This is a genomic window from Neobacillus sp. NPDC093127 (genome assembly GCF_044754175.1).
Lineage (GTDB): Bacteria > Bacillota > Bacilli > Bacillales > Cytobacillaceae > Neobacillus.
Genome location: NZ_JBIVOP010000011.1, coordinates 42,378 through 68,919, shown reverse-complemented (window position 1 = coordinate 68,919; position 26,542 = coordinate 42,378). Strand labels below are relative to the sequence as shown.

Genomic DNA, 26,542 nt, shown 5'->3' with positions numbered 1-26,542 from the left:
GTTACTTATTTGTAACGTCAAATTGTTTAGGAATTACCGGTAACACTAAACGCGATTGGTGATCTGCATCTCGATAGATTTTGTGTGTTGTTGCACGACCGCTTGGTAAGTGATAGCTATCCGGCGGCAGTAATTTTGCATCTTCTCCATCAAGTGGTTCGTTACATGCAAGATCTAATTCAATACGATGTCCTGGTTTAATTAAGAATGAGAATGGATATAAGCGAATCGCATACTCGTTTATTTCACCAGGTGTTACTGGTACCACACGGTTATGTGGGTGCCATGGCTCACCAGGTTTTGATCGTTCTTCGTCTAATTCACGATGGGATGCTTTTAAATAACCGGAAGTCATAAGCGTACGTTTTCCGCTTGGGTCTACATCATAAAGTTTGGCAATGAAGTTTGTATCTTCTGTATCGATTTCAGCATGAATATATAAAGCCCCTGTACCTGTCATTTCTACAGACTCTAAGAATTTATTACTAGTCCAATTAATCTTTTCTGATGTTGTTGTTACTGTTAATGGTGCTTGGTAGAAGCCATCTGGATGTGCATATTCGGATCGTAATGGCTCTGGTTTCTCGCTCATTTTGTGGCGAGGACGTAAGTAGAACGCTTTCTTTTCTTCATATGGCAATGGCCAGTGTTCTTCTTTACGCCATTTGTATGAGCCTTCAACAGAGAACTGCACTGTTGGTTCATCCATAATGCCATTGTCGATGCCTTTTAACCAGTAATCATACCAGCGGAACATTTCGTCATGACTTTCGTGAAAGGGACGCTCTAACATTGGCGGCAGTGCTTGGATATCAAGTTTTTTAATGCCTGATACTTTGTGGAAGCATTCGATTGTGCCTTCAACATTCCACCCGCGGCCCCATTTTGCTTGGAAGTACGTTGGGATTGTTACTTTATGTGCTACTTCTATAGCGCTATCTTTTTGCCAGAATGGGCCGTCAAGTGGATTTAACAAGTAATCCATCCACAATTCGTGGCGGTCTTGATAGTGTAAAAGGTGAACAAAGTCTGACCAATGGGCAATATCTGGGTCATTTAAACGCTCTTGCGTTTTCTCTTGAAGCTCTCCTGGTGAGAACACTTTTGAGCTCTTGCTTGCTACATTATTGAACGCGTTACCGCTATCGCCGCCGCGTCCTTCACGAGACGCACGAGGCATTAACCACATGATACCGCCGTGATAACAAAGTTCATAAAGATCGAAGTGGCCACCGTTCGTAAAGATTGCTTTTAAGTGTGGCGGCTGCTCCGCTGCACCTAAAATTTGAACAGAGGCAAAGTAGGAAATACCAATCATTCCGATGTTTCCATCACACCATTCTTGCTCTGCTAACCATTCCACGAGGTCATAGATATCTTTTCCATCTCCATGACCACCAGAGTTATAGTTACCGCACATTTGTCCTTCAGAACCTCCTGTACCTCGTACGTCAGCGATAATATGAGCATAACCTCGTGATACTACTTCACGAATATCACCTGCTTCAATCGCTCCGTTCCAAAGATGACTTGGACGTGCTTGAGGAGGTAATGTTAGTGCTTGTGCTTGTAGTTCTTTACCGTAGGGGCTAAGAGCAAGTAGTGCCGGTACTTTTTCTGTGCCCTCAGGACGGTAAATATCTGCAGCGATATGCACGCTGTCACGCATTTTAATGCGTACGTCCTTAGTGATGATCATTTCAATTCGCTCCTATTCTTAGTCCTTCTAAATATGAGATTAAGAGATTTGATTACTTAAAACCTATTTTCGATAGGTGTGAAACAAGGGATAAAAGGGCCCGGATTTCCTTGATCGCCGCTTTGCTTGAATACCACTTTTACTCGTTGATCGATGCGCACCGTATCCAAGTCACAATCGACGATATTTGTCATCATTTTTGGACCTTCATCGAGCTCAACGAAGGCTATGGCATATGGGACGCCACGTCGCATCACACTATACGTATAGATACTTCCAGTGCCTTTTGCTTCTATCCAATTTGTTTTATCACTCATGCAAAAAGGGCATAGCACTCGCGGATAATAATGATACACACTACACGAATCGCACTGCTTGATAAGGAGTTTTCCTTCTTCAGCGGCAGTCCAATATTCCTTATGTTCCGGGTGAATCTCAGGGATCGTCATCGTTCTATCTTGATAGGTAGTTCCCATTCTTACACCCTCTCCATGATAAGTGTCGCACTGCCATGACGGCTTGCAAGCCCGCCGCCCGTCCCGTGGGCTAACGCGATATCACAATTTTTCACTTGTACTTGCGGGTGTGCCTCTCCGCGCAGCTGGCGAACAGCCTCTATCACTTTCACGATGCCGCCCCGGCTCGCTGGATGATTATTGTTCAACCCTCCGCCATCTGTATTGATTGGAAGCTTGCCAATTCCTGAAATCAGATTCCCATCAGCGACAAACTTGCCGCCTTCCCCTTTTTTGCAAAAACCTAGATCTTCAAGCTGCATCAACACTGTGATGGTGAAGCTATCATAAACAGATGCATACTTAATATCTTGTGGTGTAACTCCAGCCTCCTCGAAGGCTTTAGGTCCTGACCATACAGCTCCTGAATACGTAAGGTCTGTTTTTCCGCCAAGTAATCCTTTAGGTGCAACGCCTGCGCCCATCACTCGGACAAGTGGACGTTTGAGACTTTTGGCAATCTCAGGTCTCACTACAACTAATGCACCCCCGCCGTCGCTCACTACACAGCAATCCAATTTATGTAACGGATCCGCAATCATTGGAGACGCAAGGACATCTTCTATTGTTACTACATCACGCAGCATCGCATTTGGATTGTATTGGGCATGGTTTGATGCAGCCACTTTAACCCAGGCTAACTGCTCACTCGTCGTGCCGTATTCATGCATATGACGCATCGCAGCCATCGCGTATTCATTCACAGCAGTTGGTCCAAAAGGAAGTTCAAACGGTGTATCTGGAACATTTGCACCAACTAGTTTCTGTTTAACCCCACTTCTCCCTTCTGACCGTGGCCGTCCTGCCATTGTAATTAACGCGACATTGCATTTTCCCGCAACGATTGCCTGTGCCGCATGGGAAACATGGGCAATGTACGATGAACCACCGGTATCTGTACCATCTACATGACGTACATTTAGACCTAAATAATCAACCATAGACAGTACACCACCCGGAGCGTCACCAGCGCAAAAATAACCGTCTACATCTGCAATTGTCAGGCCTGCATCTTCTAATGCACCTTTCGCACATTCAGCATGTAGTGCCGCAACTGATTTATCTGGCGCTTTACGAAGTGGATGCTCGAACGCCCCTGCAATATAGGCCATTCCTTTTATACTCATATCTCTCGACCTCCCGCTGCTCTTGTTTAAATCTGTAGCTGTTTAAGGCTAAGGCCTTTCGGTTTAACAGGTTCTTGCATAGTCAAGATTTTTGCAGGAGTGTGAACTAAAAGTTGTTCAAATACTTCTTCCCCAACACCTGCTTTCGTCAGGTCTGGTAAAAACTCTTCAAATAAATAGTTTACAGAATGTCCTTTTAATCCAGGCCATCCTAAAGCACAGCAGTTTGCATCTGCTGAAATAACCGCACGATCTAGATAACCTTTTTCAATGAAACGGAGAAAATGTTCAACACGATCTTGACGCGGGCGTGACCAATACGGTGCACCTTCAACTTCACTGTCATAGCCGATTGTATCGAAGCCTACCCATCCGCCTAACTTAGCAATTAAATTGTCTCGAGTCTCATCAAGATACCCGCCATCATCTGCATGCCCAAAAAGAACGCGATTAAGCGGTAACCCTTCTTCATTGAATATATCAATTGAAGTTTGAGCATCTACGCATAAATGTGTAATGATTGGAGCGCCTGTTATTAATGCTGCACGTGCAGCTGCCTGGTAAATACGTTTATCAAGTTCATTTAATTTACCACCACGGCTTACACCTACTTTTATGGCGCCTGCTTTTGCGTCTGTACCGTCAATACCAACTGTAATTTCACGTACAAATAAATCGGTAAGATACTCGACTGATTGCTTTCGAAAATAAGGCAGGGCTGAGTCAGCTGCTACAAACCCTGTAACGGCTACGATATTAACACCCGTTCTGCGTGAAAGTACTTGGAAATATTCGATGTCGCGTCCATTCCCGATTCCTGTGCAGTCAACAAAGGTTTTACCACCGTGTTCGCGGAAGCGACGTAATTTTTGTAATGTAACCTCAAACGCTTCTTCAGGTTTTTTCCACCATTGTGTATCCAAGTCACATCCCGGCAGACCAAACCCGATATGCTCATGCATTGCTGTGATTCCTAAATCTTCTGTAGGGATGGGGCCTAATACGGTATTTACTTTACCCAAAGTTTTCACTCCTCACCTTAATAGTTTTTCTTATAAAGGACACAAAGGCTGTATACTCTACAGTCTTTAACTACTTGCCAAAATACAATTTATCTATTAAATTAATAAGTTACTGAATGATATAATTTATCCCAGTCAAAGTTCCAACCAGTAACCTTTTGGTCAGCTGATACATCAACAGTAAGAACGCGCGCAGGATTTTCTTCCAATAAAAGACGGATTTGTTCTCTCGTCACTCCAGCATCCTGTAACATGGGTACGAACTTTGTTAATAAGTAATCATATCCAAGCCCTTTTGTTTCATGACCTTTTGCTACACCAATTGCATTGGTTGAAATTAGCACTCGATCACCAAGACCTTCGGCAAGTAGCTTTGCGACTAACTTTACACGTTCTTCATCATTAACGAACCCTTCACTTGGAGACCAGCCAACATGGTCTATAGCAACATAGGCCCCGCGTTTAGCAACTGCAAAAGCTTCCTTCCGGCGGACAGCGTCTAAACGATCAAGTCCACCAATAATGATCCGGTTCTCGGCAACACCTTCACCTAATAAAATTTCCAGGTCACCCGTAGCATCTGCACCGTATTGAACAGATACAGGAACCCCTGTTGCTAAAGCTGTTTGTGCAGAACCACGGAAAAGACCAGTTTCTACCTCGGTGATTCCACTTCGAGTGGCAATGGATGTGACTAAACCTGCTGAACTTGAACGTTCAACGCGTGGAATAACGATTCCTTCTAGTACCTCTTTTGTGAACAAACCTGAAAATTGTTCTGCTGACCATGGTGTTGGTGGATTTTTTTGTGGAGTGGTAAAGTATCCACTTAACATTGGTTCCGGTCCTAATCCTGTTGACGCAATAATGTGAACGCCTGTTGTTCTTGAAAGCGTTCGATAAAGTTGCACATCACGACCATGGAACATGCCACTAGCATCTACTATTGTTTTCCCGCCAAGTCGACGGAACTCAGTGAGCTCACGCTTTAATTCCTCAAATATCTTACTTCTGTCCATATCAATCTCAGGCGCATACTGTGCACCAGGAAACACAGAAAGCAGTGTTTCATGGATAAGAACCACACCTAATTCCTGAGCCGGTACTGGTCCAAGTACAGTACGAACAACGCTTGAACTTTTTTCGTGTACATTATCTAGCATTGTAAAACCTCCTACCATTTATGGTTCCAACCTTTGACTTGTCGAAGGTGTGGATTTAGTTGAAGAGAATTGTCTAAACAGACCAGTCTGTCTAATTCAATTAAATAAAAAACCTCTTGCTCGGGTTAAATTACTTAACCGTCCCAAGAATGCCTTTTCTGGAATGTAATCGCTTTCTATTCCATAAATAGTGAATTAAATCACTATTTATTAATTACATATTATAATATTGTTATACCAAAGTCAATTATTTTTCTGATAATTCCCAATAGACTTTAAATTTATTATTTTGATATATTTATATTTAATGAATTTAGTTAACCTCTTCCAACTGTAGGATTTGGCTTGCTGCTATGTTAATATATGGATAAGGTCTATAGGGGGTACAAATATGGAAATCATTAAAAAAGGAACAACCATCCAATCATTACAAATTGGGATGGGTATTGTAGAATCAATCGCGAAACAGGGAAGGCCGTTGAAGTTTTCTGATATTCAAGATTTGACACAAATTACAAAAAGTAATCTATATAAATACTTAAATACCTTTACACAATTAGGCGTCCTGTATCGTAACAAGGATACGGGAGAATATGTATTGGGAAGCAAGTTGATTGAATATGGAATGGCAGCTGTAGATCAAGAAAATGTTATCGACCGGATTTCACCTTTTCTGCATGATATTAATGAGAAAAGTTCGAGTACTGTTCTATTTTCCCTGTGGACCCATAATGGTCCAATGATTGTAAAAGATGTTAACACCAATCGAGGGTTGAATATTGGAGCTCAAATAGGAACCCTTCTTCCTATCCGTTCTGCAACAGGTAAAGTGTTTATGGCATTCATGGACGAGCAAATTATTCATGAATGGAAGGCGAACGAATTCAAACAAATTCCACAAGAATTGGTTAGCCAACTGGAAAAAGAATGCAGATTCGTGATTGAGAAGGGAATTGCTTTTGCAAGGGAACCACTGGTTTCATCAGTGTCCTCCGTATCCTTCCCAGTCTTTAACTATAAGAAAAAAATCCTCGGCGCCGTAACAGTTGTAGGCTTTTCCGAGTTTATCCCCAAAAATGAGTATCATGAACTCAGTCATTATTTCATTCAAATCAGTAAAGAAATCTCGGGCTGTTTTGGTTATTGAGGATAAGAATGTGTATTAAAAGAGCATCTGCTTATTTAATTGCAGATGCCTCTTCTATATTAGTTTCTTCCTTTAATTGCATGTAAAACAGGTCTGCGAATCACTAAAACATCACAATTAGCTGACCGTACAATTGCTTCAGATACGGAGCCAGTCAAAAAACGTTCAACAGCATTTAGCCCCGTGGCCCCACACATAATTAAATCAGCTTTGGCTAAGTTAGCAATCTCACTAGTGATGATCGTTTTTGGGGATCCATATTCGATTACTACCTTTACGTTTTTAACACCATCTGCCTCAGCATGTGACTTGTAGCCATTCAACAGTTCCTCTGATGACTGCTGTGCACGCTCAACAACTGAACGGTCAAAAGCTTCGAATGAACGAGTATTGATTACGTTTACTATGGTTAATAGAGAATTTTTGTTACGTTTTGCAACTTCGATTGATTTGCGAAATGCATATTCAGCTTCTTTTGAACCGTCAACAGCGACGACAATACTTTTATAATGATCCATCTGCCAATATCCCCCTCTATCATGATTTGAAAGCTGTTCTATCTTTAGAAGATGTTTAAGTTTAGATTCTGTGCATTGGAAAGGAAATTCTACATGCTGGGTAATGGAACAGTTGCCATTCATTTAAGATATTGGCTTTAGATTAATGTTTGGGCTTTTTCAAGAATAATGACAGTACAACATTAATCACCGCTAATACTAAACTGATAATAAACACTAGTGAAGACCCTGTTGCTGCTGCTTGTGTCGGTTCATTCGCAACAGTTGCTAAGTAACTACCTTGTTTGGCTGATAAAACCGATACCATTACCGCAATACCAATTGCTCCAGCTACTTGTTGGATCGTTTGAGTTATCGCGATTCCATCTGGATAGTACTGTTTAGGAAGCGAATTTAACGTATTTGTTTGTACAGAAGCAAGAACCGCCCCAATACCTAACATCATGACAATATGAGTTACCACAATCGCCCATATAGCCGTGTCTGTACCAAATTGTGAATAGCATACATAACCAAGGGCTACTAAAATGGTTCCAGGTGTAATCACCGCTTTCGGACCATATTTGTCAAATAAACCACCAATTATTGGAGCTAACACACAGTTAAGTAAGCTGCCTGGCAGCAGGATAAGACCTGTTGTAAAAGCAGCAACTAATAAAGCCATTTGCATATACATTGGTAAAATAACAAGCATCGACAACATATTGAAGAACGTTATAAAACTCATAATGACTCCAAGAACGAAAAGTGGGGAATGAAATGCTTTTAAATTCATCATCGGATTCTCCATTTTCGTTTGACGAATCGCAAAAATAATAAGTGCTACAAATCCAATGATGATCGATCCAAGAACAGCCGTACTTGTCCACCCTACCTCACCAGAAACACTAAATCCGTAAACAATACCACCGAACCCAATCGTTGACAGAATAACAGATAATGCATCTATCGAAACCTTACGTATCTCATTTACATTCGGTAAATACTTGACCCCGAAAATAAAAGAAAACAGTAAGAACGGGAGTGTAACCAAGAAAATCCAATGCCATGATAATGTATCTAAAATAAGGCCTGCTAATGTTGGACCTAGTGTCGGTCCAGCTAACATAACTAAGCCCATGAGCCCCATCGCACCGCCTCGTTTATTTGGAGGAAAGATGGTAAAAATCACATTTTGCGTTAAAGGTAAACTAATGGCTAATCCTGCTGCTTGAATGATACGTCCCGCTAATAACACACCAAATACCGGTGCTGCTGCCGCAAGAATTGTACCGATAAGTAATAGCGATACAGCAGTTAAGAACATTTGACGTGTGGTGAATTTTTGCATCAAAATACCTGTAACTGGTATTAAAATACCTAAGGTTAAAAAATAACCTGTTGCTAACCATCCGACCGTCGTAGCATTAACATTGAATACACTACTTAATGCACCTAAGGCTATATTTAATGCCGTTTCACTAAAAAGTCCGACAAAGCCTGCCACTAACAGTGCAGCCATTATCGGGCCAGTTTTGAATTCTTGTTTTAGGACTGTTTTACTTGGTTGATTCTGACCTGTGTTAATTTGCTTCTGCGCTGTATTCATTTGTTGATTCACTTATTAAAACTCCTTCAATTAAAATTCGTTTACCCCTTTGTTGCTTTCCTACTGAAATAAATATTTCGTGATTTCTAATATCAGCAATAATCCAACTCCGTAGTACACCCCCGGATACTAAGCGATTTGTTAACTATATCAAAAAAAAAATCATAATGTCAACTAAGTTGACAATATTTTTTTATTAAGTTATAATTAACTTAGTTGACAATATATATCTGGAGTGATCAAATGTTTACTATTGGAGATTTGATTATTTATTCCGCACATGGCATTTGCCGAGTCGATGATATTTGCGAAAAAACAGTTTCAGGTATGACAAGACCGTATTATGTGTTACATCCTATAGAAAATAATCATCAATTAACAATTAGTACTCCTGTTAATAATAATAAAGTGGTCATGCTTGAACTGATCCATCAAGAGGGGGCCAATGAAATCCTCGAATCTTTTAAAGATCCAGGGATAAAATGGGTCGACAATCCTAACATACGTTACAGGTTATATTCCGATATAATAAATACAGGTGATCGAAAAGAAATTGCTCTAGTTGTAAATACGCTAATGGCGGAAAAAATGGAAGTTGAACTTCATGGAAGAAAACTTTATGAACAAGATCGTAAACTTTTGACCACTACACAAAATATACTTTTTAAAGAATTAGCCATTTCATTGAAAACTACTTTTGAAGAAATAAATGACAGGGTAATAAGGCTGATAAAGGGATAAAAAAAAAAATGGCCCTACTGAGATGAACATTTCAACAGGGCCATTCTTTTTATTTATCGTTATTATCTAGTTAATGTTATATCCCCCAATCTACCTTTAATAAATCTTTAAGAATCTTTACTTCCGGGGCACCTATTTTTTCTGCAATTTTATTCTCAAGTTGAGCTTTAAGGGCCGCGTTTTTTTCGTAGCATTCTTCTCCTAAAGCAGTTAACTGAATACATTTTTCTTTCTTGTTATTTTCCACATTTTTGATTTCGACTAATCCTTTTTCGGAGAGATTTTTGATAAACTTATGTATCGCCTGACGAGAAATTTCTACATTTTTTGTAACATACGAAATGCTAGGCTGTTTTTTATAAATCCTAGCCATGATATACCATTCAGAATTTGAAATATAAATCTCACTTTGATCATTCCATGCTTTTTCTGAGATTTTTCGAACCAAACTATGACGCTCACTTAATAGGTCTATAAGATCCAAATTTTGTAATTCAGAGTTTGAAATCAAACGATTCACTCCAATCATCATCTTCGCCACTTACTATACAACACTTAACGGTGGCTGTCACGACCCGAAGTTTGCTAAATTTTGTCGAAAGAAATACATTTGCAGAAAAAGAGCCCCTTTCTATATAGAAATAGGCTCTTTTATTAGTTGCGCTCTGTACCGGGTTCTCGTGTTTATCGAATTTTTTCTAAATGACGGACAAGTTGACCGTAATGACCCACTACGTGCTGAACGATTAAATGGTTGACTAAAAATGATAACGGTTTTCCGTCAAAGTTTGGATTATAGCTTGGAGCTGTTTTGACTAGATCCTCTTCTTTAACTTTTCCAAGTACTGCCTTTACTTTCGGGACTAAGTTTTGTAGTGCAGTTATAGCATCATCTTTATTTAAACGAGATACAACGTTTTCATTTACTGCAGCTAAACGACGCACATGTTCATGATTGCGTCCCCATTTTGCCCCTGGAACAACTAGCAACGCTTCTAAATCTGCAACCCAAAAATCTACAGCTTCTAAAATATGCGACACAATTTGCATGGCTGACCATTCTTTTTCAGAAGGTTTAATATTAAGCGCCCCCTCTTCCGTATTTTTCAATAGCGCTACAATATCATTTATAGTCGTTTTAAAGACTTCCAATTTTTCAATTAGTAATGCTGTTGTCATTGAATTTGCCTCCATCGTTTTGTTGTTGTAACCTAGCTGTCTACACGTTGGTAATTTTTTTTGAAATAGCCATAAAGAAAATCAACAACATTGTAATCAGTTGGTTTGTGTTGTTCGAAAATAAAGTTGCGAAGTGAAAGTGTAGTTGGATCCTCCGCGTGAATAATTTGGCCCCATCTGCGTGCGGATGATTGTACCATTGCAGAACGTGGGATTCGTATATCTTGATATGCTTTAAATGCTTCTTCGTAAGAATTATGTTCTTTTAATTTTTCACCCAAAACAAAGCCATCTTCAAGTGCTTGAACGCCGCCTTGAGCTAAATATTGAAGCATGGCATGACCAGAATCCCCTAATAGCGTGATGTTGCCTTTTGTCCAATTGTCGATTGGTTCACGGTCATACATTTGCCAACGGAATTGACGGTTAATGTATGATAGAGCATTTTCAACTTTTGGATGACAATTTTCAAAACGACGTGCCATTTCCTCTGGAGTTCCCCAGTCTTCTACAGTAGCATCATAGGATTTAAATACAACAACTTGGTTATAAAGCTCTCCGCTGCGAACTGGGTATTGCACCATGTGCAGGTTTGGTCCAATCCACATGATGACATCATCTAGGTCTAAGTTTGCGTTAGTAGACACTTCTTCGATTGGTATTGTTCCACGATAAGCTACATACGCAGAGTTTACTGGCTGATCATCAATCAGTTGCTTACGCATGTTTGATTTTACGCCATCCGCCCCAATAACTGCTTCCGCACTAAACGTTTCACCTTTTTGGTTAACAATGGTTACTGTATCACCATTTTGTTCGGCAGTTTGAATCGCTTGATTTGTAAAAAAATGGATATTATTGTGTTTTTGACATGCTTCATAAAGAACTCTGTGTAAGTCAGAACGATGCAATACGATATAGGGTTGACCGAATTCTTTTTGGAAACCCTCCCCTAAATCAAGAGTTGCTAATTCTTTTGCTGTATAAACATCTTTTAGGACAAGACGTTTTGGTACCACCGCATATTTTAAAATTTCTTCTTTTACACCTAAACGGTCTAAAACTTCTAATGCGTTTGGTGCTAACTGAATACCTGCACCTACTTCTCCAAATTCAGGTGCCTGCTCAAAAATTGCGATTGATTTACCCGTTTCTTGGATTGATAGAGCAGCTGTTAAACCACCGATTCCTCCACCAACTATCATAATATCGCTTACATTAGCCATCGAAAATCCCCCTAATTGAGTTTATAAGTTCTATAAATAGTGAACAATGTTCCTTATAGGTAAACTCTAAATCATCTTGCGCTATTTCGTCAATAAAAAAATTATAAAATTCAGAACCTTTCAATCCTAAATATTCAAGTGATTTGAAACTTAAAAATACCCTTATCTGAAAACAATTAATATTGACAATTTTTCAAAAACCAATTAATATTTTTTATAAATAGTGAACTATATCTATAATTAGTGGAATCAAGGAGGGTAACTATGAAACTTATTAATTTTACTACCACTGGACATACACGTTCAGGGGCAATCGTGGATAACAAAGTAATCGACTTAAACTATGCTTATCAAGCACAGTTAAAAGCAGAAGGAAAATACCGATACGAAGCAATTGCCAAGGCATATGTGCCAGATAATACAGATGAGTTATACCAAGGTGGCAAAGAATCGCTGAAACTAGCGCAAAATGCAATCGATTTCATTTTAACGAATCCTGAAAGCTTTGATAAAAAAGTGGTTTATAATCGCGAGGAAATTAAGGTTGAAGCACCTGTCGGGCGTCCTGGCAAAATTATTTGTGTTGGTCACAACTATCGTGAACATATTTTAGAAATGGGCCGTGAACTTCCATCGAACCCAGTTATTTTCGCGAAATTTTCCAATACGATTTTAGGTCCTGAGGACGATATTCCACACTATCCAATTTCCGAGCAACTTGACTATGAAGCAGAGTTTACTTTTGTTGTGGGCAAACAAGCCCGCAATGTTTCCGAAGAAGAGGCATTAGACTATGTCGCAGGTTATACGATTACAAATGACGTTACCTATCGGGATATTCAACGCCGTACGCTTCAATGGTTACAAGGAAAAACAGTAGATGGCAGTGCACCAATGGGACCCTATTTAGTCACTTCCGATGAATTACAAAATCCGGCTGGCTTAGATGTTGTCCTAAAAGTAAATGGGGAAGTACGCCAAAAAACGAATACTGCCAATCTAGTATTCTCCGTTCAAAAATTAGTCGCTTTCTTATCCGAGTTAATGACGTTAGAGCCTGGTGATGTGGTATTAACGGGAACTCCCGGGGGCGTTGGAGTTGCTCTGAATCCACCAAAATTTTTAAAAGATGGAGATGTAGTTCGTATTGAAATCGACCAACTTGGTGCTCTAGAAAATAAAGTAAAGGCAACAGAAATAGTAGCCACTGTTTAGTTTGAAGATGTATGGGGTCGAGTAGCAATTACGCTACTCCCCATTTCTCTATTAAATTTGAAAAGTAAAGGGGAATGTGAAATGGCTGAAGTAAATCCTGAAGTTCAAGAGTTTATGAAAAGCTCAATTGTAACCGATTACACCAAAGATATTCAACAATACAACTTAGGACCTCTTTGGGAAGCAATTCCTACAATTATGCACAAAACGCCAAAGCCCCAAGCACAAGCATATCTTTGGAGCGATGAATTAATCAAAAAGAAAATGGCTGAGGCAGCTCAAATCTTCACACCAGAACGTGGTGGTGAACGTCGTGCGCTATATTTCCAAAATCCTGGCTTAACTTATCGTGAACCTTGGGGTTGGGGATCAACAACGCAAACGATTTATGCAGCGGTGCAAATGTTATTGCCTGGTGAAAAAGCACCATCTCACCGTCACTCACAAAGTGCATTGCGCTTCATTTCTGAAGGTTCAGGTGCCTACACCATCGTACAGGGTGAGCGTATTTTCATGGAAGAAGGCGACTTTTTAATTACGCCAAAGGGCTTATGGCATGGGCATGCCCATTTAGGTGCAGAGCCGATGTATTGGATGGATGCTCTAGATATTCCGACTATTTACGCAATCGGCGGTACATTCTTTGAACCATACGAAGATGGATTACAACAACCGGATATTCCCGATAACTTTACGGAGAAACGTTATCGGGGCGGTATGGTTCGTCCTGTTGGTGATGATAAATTCACAGTGGCTCCACTTGCTAATTATAAATGGGACCGCACTGTAGAAGGAATTAAAGGCTTGATGGAATTTGATCCAAATCCACACCACGGATATGCAGTAGAGTATATTAACCCCTCTACTGGTAGATCGGCAAACCCGACGCTTGGTACAAGAATGCAGCATTTACCGCACGGGTTCCAAACAAAGGCATTACGCCATACACACTCAACTGTTTACCAAGTGCACAAAGGTTCAGGTCATACAGTCATTAATGGCACCCGCTTCGATTGGAAGAAAGGCGATTACTTTGTTGTTCCAAACTGGGCTTGGTATGAACACTTTGCATCAGAAGACTCTTATCTATTCTCAGTAAACGATCTACCAATTATGGACCGTTTCGACTTAGAACAAGAGCAATCGTTTGAAGAAAATAACGGCCACCAAAAAATTACTGGAGAATTTAAAGCGGACCTCCGTTAATAGATTGGGCATTTTTCTTAGTGTTAAATTAGGTAGAAGTAGAGAATTTACGATCTAAAACGCTTGGTCATTCCAAGCGTTTTTCTTTTAGAGTTACTTTTGATAAAAAGGCATAAATATTGCTTTTTAAGTACCACCCCCTATCTCAAATAGTTTAGTATTCTCGAATAAACGTCTTTATTTCATCGGATAAAGTGGCTGTTTTCCATGGATGCCAAAAATAAGTGGAGCCATCAAACTGCAAATCGCATTTGTAGGCAATGGGTTCACCAGTGTAAAATACCATTTCGTAATATGTAGGATCTCCTTTATCTGTGTTAGGCTGGAAAGTAGCATTCGTCTTACTATTAACTAATAGTTGAAGAAATTCTTTAACTTCGTCGTTCATTGTCAATTCAGTGATCAGTTTAGTTCCTTCTTGTGTATAAGCTTGGTAAATTTCAATTTTCTTTACTTTATCGATGGGCATATCTTTAAAATTCCATCGGTTTTCCATATCATCTCTAGAAAAATACACACGATACCCATGTATGGAATCACTAGATTTAACAGCTATTAAATTGGGATGGTCCTTAATCTTGAAAATCTCAGCTCCCTTCTCATGGAAAGCAGCATCACCGTTTTTCATTTTATATTCTGGATTTGTTACATTATCTGCCACTTTAAATTTGACCGTACCAATCTTTTCCCCTATATAGCGTTGATCAGCTAAAACCCCAGAATGGATCCCATGGTACTCTTTTCCATCCCACTTAATAAAATCAACCCATTCAATTACGCTATGACCATCAAATGGTGTCGAGCGGCAACCCGTTAATATGAGCAAAATAATAATAAATATACTCCATTTCTTCATTGACATCGCCCCTTTATCCATTAGACGAAACTTCAAGGAAACCCGTTACGTACCGATGGGTGCCTGACACCTGAGAAATATTTTATATTTAGATCCCATATTGACTTTTAAATTCAAAAATCTCATCAACTGCTTGGTGATATCCACCCGATTTTTGAAAGGATTCCCTAATATTTGCAACAGCTTTATGGAAAGACGGCTGGTTTAACACATGATCTGCTGCATCACACAGCTGATTTGCCGTCAAACTCTCCATTTGTAATTGAATACCGGCCCCGATATTGGCAACTTGTTCGGCAATAACCGGCTGGTCCGCGCTTTGCGGGATAACAATTAGCGGAACCCCGTAATAGAGACCTTCATGGACACTGTTCATCCCGCCATGCGTAATAAATAATTTTGTGTATTTCAGCACCTCTGTTTGCGGAACATAATTTTTTATAATGAAGTTTTTAGGTATCTCCCCCAACTCAGAAAATTGAGTTTTTTCCCCAATCGACATGACCACGGTATGTTCTGTGTTCCCAAGTGCCTCGAAACAAAGCTTATAAAAATTAATTGCTTGGTTAAAAACCGTACCGAGTGAAATATAAATTGGGCTTTTCCCTTTGATTGCCGTAAGATCGAAGTTTTCTTGCGTTAATCGTGAAGAGATGGATGGACCCACAAATTTGTAGGTTTGGTCGAAATCTCCTCCAAAGGGTTGAAACTCCCTCGTTGTATAAACGATTGTAAGCGGTGCAGGATTACAAAAGACTTCGTAAGGAGAACGGATTGGGGTGCCATATTTTGCCTTCACCCTTGCAGTCAGCCTTTGGTATTCTGCATTTGTTTCTGCAGGAATTTTTTTAGAAAGCTGTTCGAACATGTTATCGAATGAGCTTTTAGTCTGTGCAAAGGAAGTACACGAATTGATGGCCGGAAGCTTAAGGATTTGGGCAAGTAAACGGCCGCAGCCAAACATAGAATCGTGGATGATGTAATCAAAATGCTCTCCTTCAATTTGCTCTAGAACACTAGGTATCATAATATCTGCCGTATGCAATAGACCGTTGATTCTTTCGAGTAAATTATTTCTCCCTCCTGAGATAAAGGCTTTTAAAAATTCTTGGACATCAAAGGTTCTTACCGTTGCACCTGTCTTCTCAATGCGCTCTCGAAAATCTTCGATTGTAAAGTACACTACCTCTTCACCACGCGAAATTAGCTCTTGAACAACACCAATAGTCGGATTGACATGTCCTTCTGATCCGGCATTAATAAATAATACTCGTGCCATTTTCACCACTCCTTAGAAAATAGTTTCTTAACAAAAATGCCACTGTCCCTACCCGAATTGCGTTGAGGAGAATTCGACAATTTGCGGTAGGGACACTTATTTTATGGAAAATGAGTATTTTGGACCTAAATTGAAGAGCAATACTTATTTACTAGAAATCTTTAATTCATTTTTACAATACTAGAATATTCCGTTAATATTCCCAGGCTATCATTAAGTAGTACTAAAAACTTTCAACTATTAGGAGGAACAATTTAATGAATAAGAGCAAAGTAATTGTACCATTATTAAGTGCTGCAATTCTCTTCCCTTCTGCAGTAAATGTCCAAGCTAATCCATATAAACCGATTCCAGTAAAATCGGTGGAATTTGTCGGAATGAAGGCTCCTGTTACAAAGGCAGAACGTTCCTCTATGTATAGTCAAGCATCAGCCCTTGTTACATTAAACGATGGTTCTCAAAAGACAGTCCCTCTAGAATATAAATCTTTGGCCCGCCCAGGAGAAATCATTAACGGCAAAGTGGTCGGCGCCGCTTATGATGTTAAGGGGAATATCATAAAAGATAAAGATGGCAAGCCATTTGTTTCTACAGCACCTGACGCGAATTCACTTTTTAGTGTCAACGGAAAAAGCGGAAAATTATATATGGTCAATCACTTCGAAAGTATTCCGGAAAAAGGTTACGGAAATATGCCAAAACCATTGTATTTAAATACAGTAGTACAAGATAAGAAGACGGGTGAACTGAAAATCACGGATATCAATCCGATTGATTTTTCAGCAGATGGCGGCATTTGGACCCCTTGTGGAGGTGTCTTATCTCCTTGGAATACCCATTTAGGCAGTGAAGAGTATGAGCCGGATGCCCGTGCACATGAAGCAAATCCAGCCACTTCCAGTGTAACTGCATTTGCAAAGAATTATTATCAAGACCCTAATGCAGTAGGAAATCCATACCTTTATGGACATACGACAGAAGTAAAGGTACATCCTAATGGTAAAGCAAAAGCTGTTAAACACTACAGCATGGGACGATTATCCTTTGAAAATGTTACCGTAGCACCAGATAACCGTACGGCATACTTCGGTGATGACGGCAGCTATACGATGTCCTTCATGTATGTGGCAGACAAAGCAAATGATTTATCTGCTGGTACGTTGTATGCTGCAAAATGGAAACAAACAAGCGACCAAAATGGCGGCGCGGCTGATATCGAATGGATCAAATTGGGACATGCCACAGACGCAGAAGTCAAGAAATTAGCTGAAAACACTAAATTCAGCGATATTTTTGAAACAACAACGGATGCAGCCTATGGCCAAGCAAATGGGTTTAAAGAAATAAAAACAAATTCCAATGGTGGCGGCAAAACCGAATGGTTAAAAGTGAAACCAGGTATGGAGAAAGCTGCGGCGTTCTTGGAATCCCGCCGTTATGGCGCTATTTTGGGAGCAACTTCCGAGTTCAATAAAATGGAAACTCTCACGTTAAACAAAGCCGACAATAAAGTTTATATGACCATGTCTTATGTTGAAAAAGGTATGACTAAAAATTCTAGTGATCCTGTGGATGATATTCAATTACCAAAATTAAGTTCCGGTGCTATTTATGAAATGAATTTAGCAAAAGGACAAAAAGATCGTGATGGCAAAAAAATTGATAGTGATTATGTCGTAACCGACATGTCCGCATTGCTGACAGGTGAAGACCTTCCTGCTCCTGATAAGGATGGAAACAAATCTAACCTTGAAAAAATTGCTAACCCTGACAATATTGCTTTCTCTGAAAAATATAGAACGTTATTCATCGCTGAAGACAGCGATAGACATATCAATAATGTTGGATGGGCTTATAACGTAGATACCAAGAAACTTTCCCGGATTATTTCGGCTCCAGATGGAGGGGAAGTCACTGGAGTTCAAGCAATCGATGATTTAAATGGTAAATCCTATTTAATGGTTGGTTCGCAAAACCCTGGCAACATTGGTTATATTGATTTATCCTCACTCAACTCTGGTAAGTAATCAATTCAACTCTATGACCGCTGGAAATCCTCCTGCGGTCCTTTTTTTGAAGGAAAAAACGAGGCATGGGAAACGGACCCATGCCTCACTTGTTTTATTTTACCCACTTTCCATTTTGGTTAAAGAAGTAGCGTTTTCCGTTAATTGTAAACCAGCCAGTGACCATTGCACCGGAGTTTTTGAGGTAGTACCAATTTGAACCATCAAGAAGCCATCCGGTTTTCATTGCACCGCTCTTTGCGAGGTAATACCATGTACCTCCACTGTTCAGCCAGCCCGTTTGCATCGCTCCACTCTTTGCGAGGTAGTACCATGTACCTCCGCTATTCAGCCAGCCCGTTTGCATCGCTCCACTCTTTGCGAGGTAGTACCATGTACCTCCACTGTTCAGCCAGCCCGTTTGCATCGCTCCACTCTTTGTGAGGTAATACCATGTACCTCCGCTATTCAACCAGCCCGTTTGCATCGCTCCACTGGATTGAAGGTAATACCAGGTTCCTCCAACATATTGCCATCCGGTCAGCATGATACCTTTTCCGTTCATGTAGTACCATTTTCCACTATCATTTAACCAGCCAGTTACTGGATTTCCGTTCCCATCATAGTAAAACCATTGTCCATTTTCCTTTTGCCAGCCATGTTTATCTGCCCCGACCACTGCCAAAACAGTTGCCCTATCTGCTCCATAAGTGATAGTAATTGAGGTTGATCCTGGTGCTAATGCTTTGACAAGTCCATTTTCAACCTTCACTATTTTCGAATCAAATCCACTATAGTTTGCTAGATTTGTAACATCTGTTTCCGTTACCTTATCGCCTATTGTTTTAATGGATTTTACCTTGAGCTGTGATGCGTTGCCCTTTTTCAATTCAAGGGATGCTGGACTTACCGAAAGTGTAGTGCTTGCTTCAGGTTCGACCTTAACTGTTACTGTCTTAGAGTGCTCACCAAACTTAATCGTAATGCTCGTCTCACCAGCACTTAGGGTCGTTACCTTACCCTTTTCGACCTTTATAATCTTTGCATTAAAGCCACTATAGTCCGCAAGCTCAGTAACATCTGTTTCCGTTACCTTATCACCTTGCGTTTTGATTGACTTTACTGTAAGTTTCTCTGTTGCGCCTACCTTCATATCAAGGGAAGCCGGACTTACTTCCAATTCAGTTGTAACTGCCTCCTTTACTTCAAATGGACCAAATGAAGTAATTTCTTCATTCCCTGCCTTGTCCTTAACCTTGACATGCAAATACCATGTTCCAACATCATTAACTGTAGTTGTAAAATCACCGCCGTACGAAGGAAGATTCACGTTTTTCCAGGACCCATCTGCATCAGAATCTGCGTTTGAAGAAAGCTGATAATCGACTGATGCAACCTCTTCTGATCCTTCCTGAACCTTCACTTTAATATCGAACGGTGCGTCACCGCTTGTTTCTGTATTTTTTAAAATCGCTTTCGCATATTGGAATGGCTCTTGGGCACCGTAATCGACAACCGCGCGAATCATATAGTTACCAACACTCTGATCGGCTTTGAACCATTGGCCACCGAAATAATCCCAGCTTCGTCCAGCCCAGTTCTTTTTATCCCCATCAGATACAAAACCCGGCACATATGGATAGTCGTCAGCCTGCAAATAGGTGATATAAAAATCATCCTTCACAACCAGGCCTAAATTGGAAAGGTCAACCTCTGTCCATTTGGATAAATTGCGCTGTGCCTTCGCTTTTATTGGTCCAGCAAGCTTATTTCCTGGTGCACCATTCTTGCCCTTAGCATCATAGACGGAAATTAAAATGTCATCCCCGCCGGGAACTGGAATATGTCCAGCCCAGAATTGCAGCTTCGCCCCTTTTAGCTTTGCAGAAGTTTCGCCATCTTTTAACGACATTTTCACCGCAAATCCGCTTCCAGCATTGCCCATGACAAGGTTCTTATTGTAGCTGCCATTATCGTATTTGATTTCACCTGATTCCTTATTGATAAAAGGACTTAATTGAATATCACGTTCAAGATTTTTACCTGGTTTAACATCAATTGTTAAGGTCTTGCTGTAATGGTCCTTTGCAAACACCTTAACAGTATAGGATCCCTCATACGCCTTTAGCTGATAATCCCCATTTTCACCCGAATGACCGGGTTCGGCTTTTTCATCCTCTAAAAGAAGAATCGTCGCATCCTTCAGTGCCTTTCCCGATGTATCTGTAACGGTACCCGAAATCGTTTGCCTTGGTAATGGCTCAAGTGTGATTTTCGGATTAACCTCACCTTTACTTGAAACGGTTACCTTCTGGGTCTGAGTCTTGTACCCGTATGCTTGCACCTCAACCGTGTACTTTCCTGGTGGATGATCGATCACAAATTCACCGTTTTGTGGATTTGACTTCGTCTTCCAGTCTGTTTCTACAACCTTAATCCCAGCATCAACCGGCAGCAAAGCAGCATTTTGAGATTCCCTGTCTGCTTTATGAAAGTCCATTAAAGGATAGACTGGATTGGCAAATGCTTCACTGTTCAGCTTAATTTCCTTATAGACTTCATGGTCTGCTCCGCCAGCCGGCGTACTGCCTACAAGTTGCATATCGTCCAAATACCAGCCCGGAACTTTCCCGTCATCTGTTTGAAGGTTAAAAGCAATCGTAATCTTTTTACCGGCATATTTCGATAAATCAATCCCGACCTCATGCCAATTTTCGTTATTTCTTGTAATTTGGTAGATCTTGTCCCAATTCTTTCCATCAGCAGTTACAAAAACGGTTCCGTAATCCCAGAAGCCCATATTGTACCACTGCTTAAAGCGAAGCTGTGTTTCTCCTTCCACAATGACAGGAGGCATCACGAGCGTCATATTTGAAAACATTTCAGTCTGACCGCGCAAATTCGTGGCAATGACATTTTTCCCTGAAGGCGGAGGGGTCTTGGGGCCATACGTTGAAACGCCCCATTCCCATGAGTTATTGATCCCATAGGAGGACCAGCCCTCAGGAAGGCTTTCGAAATCCTCAAAATAGCCGGCACGAATCCCATCCTTGACAGAAACCTTTGCCTCAGCAGTTTTTACCTGATTACCTGAAAAATCTTGAATCGTCCACCAATAGGTTATAGTGCTGCCTTTTACAGCTTCAGCTGGAATAATCGCTTCATATAAGCCATTTCGATAGTCCCCCGCATAACGTTTCGCATTAAAAGCTGCTTCGCTCGCATCCGTATATCGGACATGGAGGCTAACCTGATTCACACTAATATTGTCCATTGCTTGGATGGAAAATGGTGCATTTAACCCCTCATAGACCACATGACGAGCGTCCTGTACATAGGTCGGTGCTTCAGTATCATTGCCTGGCCCAACGACCTGACCCTTAATTTTTCCAATTCCTTGTTCAACGGCCTTTACAGCTGCATTTACATTCACAATTCCGTAGCCATAGCCATTATTCGGGGCTTCCGGATAATTTTCATCGGTTTTTGTTACAGCCGTTAGTTTTAAGATATCCTCAATTTGTGTAAGTGACAATGCTGGGTCCGCTTGTTTTAATAAAAGTGCTGCAGCGGCAATATGCGGAGCCGCCATCGAGGTGCCATTATAGCTGCCATACTCAAATGTATTCCATGTCGCCCCCGGCAATGAAGAGCGAATCCCAACCCCAGGTGCAGAAATGTCAGGCTTAACATCCCCTCTTTCAGTTGGCCCTCTTAGGGAGAAGCTTGCTAACTCATCTGTATTCGTCGTTGCACCAACTGCAAATGACTCCGGATAATTCGCTGGTGAACTTGCTGTTCCCGGCAGCGCAACTGGATTAAAAAAATCCGTATTTCCTACCGAAAAAACCGGGAAGATTCCAACAGAACGCCACGCCTGGACAAGTGGTCTGAACCAATCATTATTAATCGGGCGTCCTCCCCAAGAGTTATTGACAACATCCGGCGCCATTTCGGGATGTGGAACGCCCTTTTCATCTGTTGGCGCTAACACCCATTCAGCTGCTTGAATGATATAAGAATCATAGCTTTCATCATTCGCAAAGGCCCGTGCCGCAATCCATTTTGCACCTGGTGCGACACCAATTTGATTTTGTCCATCAGGCTCCTGCCCAACCATCGTTCCCATCGTATGTGTGCCGTGCCCGTCAGAGTCAACCGGGCTGCCAATTTTGTGAATCGCATCATACCAGTTGAACGTGTGTGATAGTTTATCAGGATTATTCGGGTCATACCCGCGGTACTTGGTTTTTAAGGCTGGGTGACTGACAGCAACACCGCTATCGATATTGGCAACAACCGTCCCTTCCCCAGTGATCCCTCGCGCCCAAACCTCATGAGCACCTACACGTTCAATATTCCATTCAACCGATCCGCTTTCATCTGCCTGCAGTTTCGCAGATTGCTCCTCCTTTTTGATCGGTTCAAGTGTTTGTTTTTCATCAAGGAGGATTGCCTTTACCTCAGGCAGTTCCGCAAGCTTCGCGGCGGACTCCTTCGTACCTGTTACGGAAATACCATTAATGATAAAAAAGTTATGAAACTCTTTTATTTTTCCGGAAGCCTTTTCCTCCTTTAGCCGGAGATTAATCCCCTTTTGTGTGAGTTTAGCCTTGTCCTGTAGGCCTTGTACAACAGCCTTTTGGACATTAGCCTTCATTTCCTTCTGAGAAATGTTTTTCTTAACAGAGGATTGCTTGGCTGATAAAGAAATTTTTTCCGTGTCAGCTTGGTCGCGCAGGACCACAATAAATCTAGCAAATTCATCCTTCTCAAATTTTTTTAATAGTTTCGCATCGATGACTTCACCTTTTGCAGAGCTCGTATCCGCCGGGATTACACTACTTGCAAGCGAATTCGCCGGCAGGGCCATACTTAAGGTCATCACCAACGCAAGTAAAAGCATACAAGCTTTTGCCCAAAATCGTTTGGTACTCCTCATTCTTTCACTCCTCTATTTATTTTTTGTATGTATGTGAATATTCCTAGATGTTATGGTGAGATGGTACTAAGTGGGGAAAACAGGGATGATATGACATGGTGGATAAATCTGCATAAACCTGGATATCTATTATTCTAGTAATAATCGCACCAGATAACTATAGGATGATTTTACTAAATTTTCTGAAATTTATAGGACTAAAGAAAGTGTTGGTATGTTTGCACTAGATAATATTTCCTAATAATCTATTATCCCATTCGCATTGATGAAATAAATTACGCAATAGTACTACAATGGATTCAATGTATCCACAAAGCCTTAACGGGATGGAAAGAAGGGGTGCCAATGTAAGTAGCAAAAGGAAGGGGAACAGCGGATTACCGAATATAAAAATTAGGCAGCAAACGGCGTTCTTATGCTGTACATTTGGCGGACATCGTCCAATAGAGAGGTCTAATAGACAATTTAAGTGGTTTAAAATAGGGTTTTGTCCAATAGAAGGGCTGTAATGGACAATTTGAGTGGTTTATAAGAGGGTTTTGTCCTATAGAAGAGATGTAATAGACAATTCGAGTGGTTTATAAGAGGGTTTTGTCCAATAGAAGAGATGTAATAGACAATTCGAGTGGTTTATAAGAGGGTTTTGTCCAATAGAAGAGCTGTAATGGACAATTCGAGTAGTTTATAAGAGGGTTTTGTCCAATAGAAGGGCTGTAATGGACAATTCGAGTAGTTTATAATAGAATTTTGTCCATTAGAAACGCTCTATGAGGCATCTTAGAAGTTTAAAGGAGAGAAGTGCGACCCAACTTGCGGATAACACAACTCGATTAAATAAAGGGGTTGATACAGAAAATAAGAACCATTTCAACCCATCTTCTTGGCACGCATTAACTTGTTCCTTAGATAAAATATCACAAAGGTCTGCAAAGTTCTTACTGATGGCTTCTTTAATTTTTTCCACAGTTAAATCTACTAGAATAGACCCAAATAATATCCCTCGCTAAATAAAAAATATAAATTAATTTATAACCTATTAAGGATTCTATCTAATCGGCAATTCCACAATAAAAGTTGTTCCTTCATTTTGTTTACTTCTTACATTGATACGGCCGCTGTGCAAGTCGACAATTGTCTTGACGATTGATAAACCCAGACCGGTGCCCTCGATTGTACGTGTACGTGCCTTATCGGCCCGGTAAAAGCGTTCAAATATTCTTTCTAATTCTGTATCATTCATCCCAATTCCTGTATCCTCATAGGTTACGATGACTGTGTCTTCTTTTTTATCAATTGATATCTCAATGCTGCCATTCTGTTTGTTGTATTTAATAGCATTGGATAGGAGGTTATCCCAAACCGTATTGAGCAATGATGGATCACCGATAATCTCGATATCCGGTAATGAGTAACTCAGCATAATCTCCTTGTCACTAACTGCCCATTGATAGTTTTGCACCAATTTCTTCAATTGCTGGCCGAGGTTAAAGGTTTGTTTCTTCATAATATCCTCATTTCTGTCTAATGAGGCCAGAAGCAGCAATTGTTTTGTTAAGGTAGAAAGCCTTTTAATTTCACTGTTAATGATGGATACATATTGGGATCTTTCTTCCTTGCTTATAGAATTAGTTTCTAATAAGTTGGTATATCCTTTTATATTAGACAGTGGTGACTGTATATCATGAGAAATATTCGAAATAAATTCCTTTCTCATGTCATCCATTTGTTCCAACTTTCTCGCCATCCGCAAAAAGCTATGGGAAAGTTCCCCTATCTCATCATGGCGTGTCACATCCAGTTCTACATTAAAATCACCATTTGCCAGTGATTTTGTCGCTTTTGTCAGGTTAGAAATCGGTTTTACTAAATATTTTGTATTAATAACAACCATAATGATGGTTAACGTAATGGCTATTCCAAGAATCCATGCAAATAAAATGTGCATCTCGTTGAAGAGGAATTTGATGTCTGGCCTAATAAAAAGAGCAAAAGTTTCTCCATTATATTTTAATGGCACGCCAATGGTATTATTTAGTTCATTGGCAAAAAAGCCTGTAACAAATTTTCCTCGTGGAAATTGAAGCATACCGTGAAAAATATGGCCGTTTATTACATCTTGTTGTGTTGAAATAGAAAGACTTTTGTTCCTGAAAGGTTCGCCAAAAAAAGTTCTGTTTCCGTTTGTTTCTACTAGGCATATTTGATAGCCAACTTTAGTAATGCTGTCCAAATACTCTGTCAAGCTTATTGTTGGATGACTTTCAGCAAAAGCAGCAATATCTAATGCGACTTTTGTATTTTTATTGTCATTATATGGTTTTAACTTCTGTTGATAATAGGTATTTGAAATGACAAAAGCTAAGAGAAAGCTAATAAACATCATTCCAATAGTTATGACAATAAATTTCGCATAAAGTGTTTTCATTTACGGTGGACCTCCAATAAATATCCAACCCCTCGTACTGTTTTTATTTGAAAATCATCCGTTAAGTTAGAAAAACGTTCCCTTAATCTTTTTATATGAACATCTACCGTTCTCGCATCTCCTTCATAATCCAAGCCCCATATTTGTTCAATCAAGTGTTCTCTGGAAAACACAAGTTTAGGATTAGAAATTAAATAAGATAAAAGCTCGAATTCTTTTAGCGGTAAGAGCAAGGTACGCTTCCCTACCTGAACTTCATAGCTTTTTTTGTTTATCGTGGTATTGCCAATTTGTAGTATGGCTTCATCCGGCTGGTGGTCATATCGCCGCAGCAATGCTTTCATCCGAAAAGTTAATTCTTTTGGCTCAAATGGTTTGACCAGATAATCATCTGTTCCGGCTTGAAATCCTTGCTCCTTATCTTCAATTTCGCTTTTAGCTGTTAAAAGGATTACTGGAATATCATACTGTTTTCGAATCTCTTTCGTAAGGGTATAGCCATCCATAAATGGCATCATCACATCCACTATGGCTAAATCACAGGCAGCCTTCTTGAGTATTTCTAATGCTTCCATCCCGTCTTTTGCCTGAAAAACATTATATCCATGTTCAGATAAGTGAATATCAACAAGCTTTACTATATTTATATCGTCATCCACAATTAAAATATTTGTCATATCATTTTCTT

At 40.2% G+C, this 26,542-nt stretch carries 20 protein-coding genes; 5 read left to right on the top strand and 15 right to left on the bottom strand.

Annotated features, from left to right (window positions below; all coding sequences use genetic code 11):
• Nucleotide 1 precedes the first annotated feature (1 nt).
• From ACIQCO_RS15880 to ACIQCO_RS15860, 5 genes are all read right to left on the bottom strand, one after another.
• Entirely contained in the window at nucleotides 2-1,699 is a 1,698-nt protein-coding gene (locus ACIQCO_RS15880; protein WP_400430199.1) for a CocE/NonD family hydrolase, read from the bottom strand.
• A 56-nt stretch (nucleotides 1,700-1,755) separates the two neighbouring features.
• Complete coding sequence (locus ACIQCO_RS15875) at nucleotides 1,756-2,175, bottom strand: Zn-ribbon domain-containing OB-fold protein (RefSeq protein ID WP_400430197.1); 420 nt, start codon at nucleotides 2,173-2,175, stop codon at nucleotides 1,756-1,758.
• A gap of 2 nt (nucleotides 2,176-2,177) precedes the next feature.
• Complete coding sequence (locus tag ACIQCO_RS15870) at nucleotides 2,178-3,341, bottom strand: thiolase domain-containing protein (protein ID WP_400430195.1); 1,164 nt, start codon at nucleotides 3,339-3,341, stop codon at nucleotides 2,178-2,180.
• A gap of 26 nt (nucleotides 3,342-3,367) precedes the next feature.
• Nucleotides 3,368-4,363 carry a phosphotriesterase family protein gene (locus ACIQCO_RS15865; RefSeq protein WP_400430193.1) on the bottom strand — a complete coding sequence of 332 codons (996 nt, stop codon included), beginning with the start codon at nucleotides 4,361-4,363 and terminating at the stop codon, nucleotides 3,368-3,370.
• 101 nt (nucleotides 4,364-4,464) lie between these two features.
• Nucleotides 4,465-5,526, bottom strand: a complete 1,062-nt coding sequence (locus tag ACIQCO_RS15860; RefSeq protein WP_400430192.1) for a phosphotriesterase family protein — start codon at nucleotides 5,524-5,526, stop codon at nucleotides 4,465-4,467.
• 391 nt (nucleotides 5,527-5,917) lie between these two features.
• Here ACIQCO_RS15860 and ACIQCO_RS15855 point away from each other — a divergent pair, with 391 nt between their 5' ends.
• Nucleotides 5,918-6,673 carry an IclR family transcriptional regulator gene (locus tag ACIQCO_RS15855; RefSeq protein WP_400430191.1) on the top strand — a complete coding sequence of 252 codons (756 nt, stop codon included), beginning with the start codon at nucleotides 5,918-5,920 and terminating at the stop codon, nucleotides 6,671-6,673.
• Between the two features lie 59 nt (nucleotides 6,674-6,732).
• Here ACIQCO_RS15855 and ACIQCO_RS15850 read toward each other — a convergent pair whose 3' ends face one another.
• Both ACIQCO_RS15850 and ACIQCO_RS15845 read right to left on the bottom strand, forming a co-directional pair.
• The gene (locus tag ACIQCO_RS15850) at nucleotides 6,733-7,191 is read right to left on the bottom strand and encodes a universal stress protein (RefSeq protein WP_400430189.1); all 459 of its coding nucleotides are present in this window, start codon (nucleotides 7,189-7,191) and stop codon (nucleotides 6,733-6,735) included.
• Nucleotides 7,192-7,333: 142 nt separating this feature from the next.
• Nucleotides 7,334-8,692, bottom strand: coding sequence for a DHA2 family efflux MFS transporter permease subunit (locus tag ACIQCO_RS15845; protein ID WP_400430384.1), 1,359 nt, complete (start codon nucleotides 8,690-8,692; stop codon nucleotides 7,334-7,336).
• A gap of 330 nt (nucleotides 8,693-9,022) precedes the next feature.
• On the opposite strand from ACIQCO_RS15845, the gene ACIQCO_RS15840 reads away from it, so the two are divergent.
• On the top strand, nucleotides 9,023-9,520 hold the full coding sequence (locus tag ACIQCO_RS15840) for a CarD family transcriptional regulator (protein ID WP_400430187.1): 498 nt from the start codon (nucleotides 9,023-9,025) through the stop codon (nucleotides 9,518-9,520).
• 76 nt (nucleotides 9,521-9,596) lie between these two features.
• Here ACIQCO_RS15840 and ACIQCO_RS15835 read toward each other — a convergent pair whose 3' ends face one another.
• The 3 genes from ACIQCO_RS15835 to ACIQCO_RS15825 all read right to left on the bottom strand — a co-directional run bounded on the left by ACIQCO_RS15835 (nucleotide 9,597) and on the right by ACIQCO_RS15825 (nucleotide 11,925).
• Nucleotides 9,597-10,049 carry a MarR family winged helix-turn-helix transcriptional regulator gene (locus tag ACIQCO_RS15835; RefSeq protein WP_400430186.1) on the bottom strand — a complete coding sequence of 151 codons (453 nt, stop codon included), beginning with the start codon at nucleotides 10,047-10,049 and terminating at the stop codon, nucleotides 9,597-9,599.
• Between the two features lie 155 nt (nucleotides 10,050-10,204).
• Complete coding sequence (locus ACIQCO_RS15830; protein ID WP_400430184.1) at nucleotides 10,205-10,699, bottom strand: DinB family protein; 495 nt, start codon at nucleotides 10,697-10,699, stop codon at nucleotides 10,205-10,207.
• Nucleotides 10,700-10,731: 32 nt separating this feature from the next.
• Complete coding sequence (locus ACIQCO_RS15825; RefSeq protein WP_400430182.1) at nucleotides 10,732-11,925, bottom strand: FAD-dependent monooxygenase; 1,194 nt, start codon at nucleotides 11,923-11,925, stop codon at nucleotides 10,732-10,734.
• A gap of 264 nt (nucleotides 11,926-12,189) precedes the next feature.
• Between ACIQCO_RS15825 and ACIQCO_RS15820 the strand changes: the two genes are divergently transcribed.
• Both ACIQCO_RS15820 and ACIQCO_RS15815 read left to right on the top strand, forming a co-directional pair.
• Nucleotides 12,190-13,140 (top strand): fumarylacetoacetate hydrolase family protein, encoded by a 951-nt coding sequence (locus ACIQCO_RS15820; protein ID WP_400430180.1) that lies wholly within the window; start codon nucleotides 12,190-12,192, stop codon nucleotides 13,138-13,140.
• 81 nt (nucleotides 13,141-13,221) lie between these two features.
• Nucleotides 13,222-14,346: a cupin domain-containing protein gene (locus tag ACIQCO_RS15815; protein ID WP_400430382.1), complete on the top strand. Its 1,125-nt coding sequence runs from the start codon at nucleotides 13,222-13,224 to the stop codon at nucleotides 14,344-14,346.
• A gap of 154 nt (nucleotides 14,347-14,500) precedes the next feature.
• Here the strand turns inward: ACIQCO_RS15815 and ACIQCO_RS15810 are convergent, their stop codons facing one another.
• Complete coding sequence (locus ACIQCO_RS15810; protein WP_400430179.1) at nucleotides 14,501-15,202, bottom strand: hypothetical protein; 702 nt, start codon at nucleotides 15,200-15,202, stop codon at nucleotides 14,501-14,503.
• Between the two features lie 88 nt (nucleotides 15,203-15,290).
• Nucleotides 15,291-16,481 (bottom strand): macrolide family glycosyltransferase, encoded by a 1,191-nt coding sequence (locus ACIQCO_RS15805; protein WP_400430177.1) that lies wholly within the window; start codon nucleotides 16,479-16,481, stop codon nucleotides 15,291-15,293.
• Nucleotides 16,482-16,738: 257 nt separating this feature from the next.
• On the opposite strand from ACIQCO_RS15805, the gene ACIQCO_RS15800 reads away from it, so the two are divergent.
• Nucleotides 16,739-18,508, top strand: a complete 1,770-nt coding sequence (locus tag ACIQCO_RS15800) for a PhoX family protein (protein WP_400430176.1) — start codon at nucleotides 16,739-16,741, stop codon at nucleotides 18,506-18,508.
• A 94-nt stretch (nucleotides 18,509-18,602) separates the two neighbouring features.
• Here ACIQCO_RS15800 and ACIQCO_RS15795 read toward each other — a convergent pair whose 3' ends face one another.
• The 3 genes from ACIQCO_RS15795 to ACIQCO_RS15785 form a co-directional block, all read right to left on the bottom strand.
• Nucleotides 18,603-23,429, bottom strand: a complete 4,827-nt coding sequence (locus tag ACIQCO_RS15795) for a S8 family serine peptidase (protein ID WP_400430175.1) — start codon at nucleotides 23,427-23,429, stop codon at nucleotides 18,603-18,605.
• 1,045 nt (nucleotides 23,430-24,474) lie between these two features.
• Entirely contained in the window at nucleotides 24,475-25,854 is a 1,380-nt protein-coding gene (locus ACIQCO_RS15790; protein WP_400430173.1) for a sensor histidine kinase, read from the bottom strand.
• Nucleotides 25,851-26,531: a response regulator transcription factor gene (locus tag ACIQCO_RS15785; RefSeq protein WP_400430171.1), complete on the bottom strand. Its 681-nt coding sequence runs from the start codon at nucleotides 26,529-26,531 to the stop codon at nucleotides 25,851-25,853. Before ACIQCO_RS15785 ends, ACIQCO_RS15790 begins: the two co-directional genes overlap by 4 nt.
• Between the last annotated feature and the right edge of the window lie 11 nt (nucleotides 26,532-26,542).

What these genes read in the sequence shown, in the direction of transcription:
- ACIQCO_RS15880 (WP_400430199.1), bottom strand. Translation starts at nt 1,699, where the DNA reads ATGATCATCACTAAGGACGTACGCATTAAAATGCGTGACAGCGTGCAT.
- ACIQCO_RS15875 (WP_400430197.1), bottom strand. Translation starts at nt 2,175, where the DNA reads ATGGGAACTACCTATCAAGATAGAACGATGACGATCCCTGAGATTCAC.
- ACIQCO_RS15870 (WP_400430195.1), bottom strand. Translation starts at nt 3,341, where the DNA reads ATGAGTATAAAAGGAATGGCCTATATTGCAGGGGCGTTCGAGCATCCA.
- ACIQCO_RS15860 (WP_400430192.1), bottom strand. Translation starts at nt 5,526, where the DNA reads ATGCTAGATAATGTACACGAAAAAAGTTCAAGCGTTGTTCGTACTGTA.
- ACIQCO_RS15855 (WP_400430191.1), top strand. Translation starts at nt 5,918, where the DNA reads ATGGAAATCATTAAAAAAGGAACAACCATCCAATCATTACAAATTGGG.
- ACIQCO_RS15850 (WP_400430189.1), bottom strand. Translation starts at nt 7,191, where the DNA reads ATGGATCATTATAAAAGTATTGTCGTCGCTGTTGACGGTTCAAAAGAA.
- ACIQCO_RS15845 (WP_400430384.1), bottom strand. Translation starts at nt 8,692, where the DNA reads ATGGCTGCACTGTTAGTGGCAGGCTTTGTCGGACTTTTTAGTGAAACG.
- ACIQCO_RS15840 (WP_400430187.1), top strand. Translation starts at nt 9,023, where the DNA reads ATGTTTACTATTGGAGATTTGATTATTTATTCCGCACATGGCATTTGC.
- ACIQCO_RS15835 (WP_400430186.1), bottom strand. Translation starts at nt 10,049, where the DNA reads ATGATTGGAGTGAATCGTTTGATTTCAAACTCTGAATTACAAAATTTG.
- ACIQCO_RS15830 (WP_400430184.1), bottom strand. Translation starts at nt 10,699, where the DNA reads ATGACAACAGCATTACTAATTGAAAAATTGGAAGTCTTTAAAACGACT.
- ACIQCO_RS15825 (WP_400430182.1), bottom strand. Translation starts at nt 11,925, where the DNA reads ATGGCTAATGTAAGCGATATTATGATAGTTGGTGGAGGAATCGGTGGT.
- ACIQCO_RS15820 (WP_400430180.1), top strand. Translation starts at nt 12,190, where the DNA reads ATGAAACTTATTAATTTTACTACCACTGGACATACACGTTCAGGGGCA.
- ACIQCO_RS15815 (WP_400430382.1), top strand. Translation starts at nt 13,222, where the DNA reads ATGGCTGAAGTAAATCCTGAAGTTCAAGAGTTTATGAAAAGCTCAATT.
- ACIQCO_RS15810 (WP_400430179.1), bottom strand. Translation starts at nt 15,202, where the DNA reads ATGAAGAAATGGAGTATATTTATTATTATTTTGCTCATATTAACGGGT.
- ACIQCO_RS15805 (WP_400430177.1), bottom strand. Translation starts at nt 16,481, where the DNA reads ATGGCACGAGTATTATTTATTAATGCCGGATCAGAAGGACATGTCAAT.
- ACIQCO_RS15800 (WP_400430176.1), top strand. Translation starts at nt 16,739, where the DNA reads ATGAATAAGAGCAAAGTAATTGTACCATTATTAAGTGCTGCAATTCTC.
- ACIQCO_RS15795 (WP_400430175.1), bottom strand. Translation starts at nt 23,429, where the DNA reads ATGAGGAGTACCAAACGATTTTGGGCAAAAGCTTGTATGCTTTTACTT.
- ACIQCO_RS15790 (WP_400430173.1), bottom strand. Translation starts at nt 25,854, where the DNA reads ATGAAAACACTTTATGCGAAATTTATTGTCATAACTATTGGAATGATG.
- ACIQCO_RS15785 (WP_400430171.1), bottom strand. Translation starts at nt 26,531, where the DNA reads ATGACAAATATTTTAATTGTGGATGACGATATAAATATAGTAAAGCTT.